General features: G+C 45.9%; 2 protein-coding genes. Both read right to left on the bottom strand.

Annotated elements, in window-relative coordinates; genetic code table 11:
• Window positions 1-178 (bottom strand): nucleotidyltransferase domain-containing protein (locus tag R8O10_RS26930; protein WP_406568815.1); only part of this gene is annotated, 178 nt, incomplete at its 3' end.
• A 144-nt stretch (window positions 179-322) separates the two neighbouring features.
• A partial coding sequence (locus tag R8O10_RS26925) for a serine hydrolase (protein WP_318192188.1) occupies window positions 323-553 on the bottom strand: 231 nt, incomplete at its 5' end.

Raw genomic sequence — 553 nt, 5'->3', positions numbered from 1 at the left:
TTGCCTCGAGCTCGCCGCGCCTCTCGCCGGGAAACGTCAGATCAATATCATCGTGCTTGCGTGTTACACGCCCTAGCCGTGCATCGATCGCCCAGCCCCCACCGATCCAGAGCGGCAGATTTCGCTCATCTGCCGCAGCTAGAATTTTGTGTATCAATGTGACCTGCGTTGTGTCCATGCGGCCTAACGGTTTGGGCTATGGGCAGTGGCGGTTTGCGTGAGCCTTTCCTGTCAAACCGAGAAAACGCTCGGGCGGGCTACCGACTTTGCAAATTGCACTTCAACCCGCCATTGCCTATGAGCCAGTGTTAGCGGTAGTTTTTTATTTATTCAAATAGTAATCCCACGTTATTTTTGCAATGTCTGAAATAATCTTTTCATTAATTTCCGAAGTTTCTTTGGACTCTGCAACAAATACGCTTATAAAAATTAATTGTCCATTCGGTAAAGTAATTACCCCAACATCATTAGTGGCTGCTGCAATTCCATTATTTATTCCGGAAGTCCCTGTTTTATGAGCAACAATTGTATTCTTTGGTAATTGTCCTTTTAA

Origin of the sequence: Vibrio sp. 1727, from assembly GCF_033344415.1 — a bacterium.
GTDB lineage: Bacteria > Pseudomonadota > Gammaproteobacteria > Enterobacterales > Vibrionaceae > Vibrio > Vibrio alginolyticus.
The sequence above is the reverse complement of the archived record's forward strand: the minus strand, read 5'-3'. Positions and strand labels throughout refer to the sequence as shown.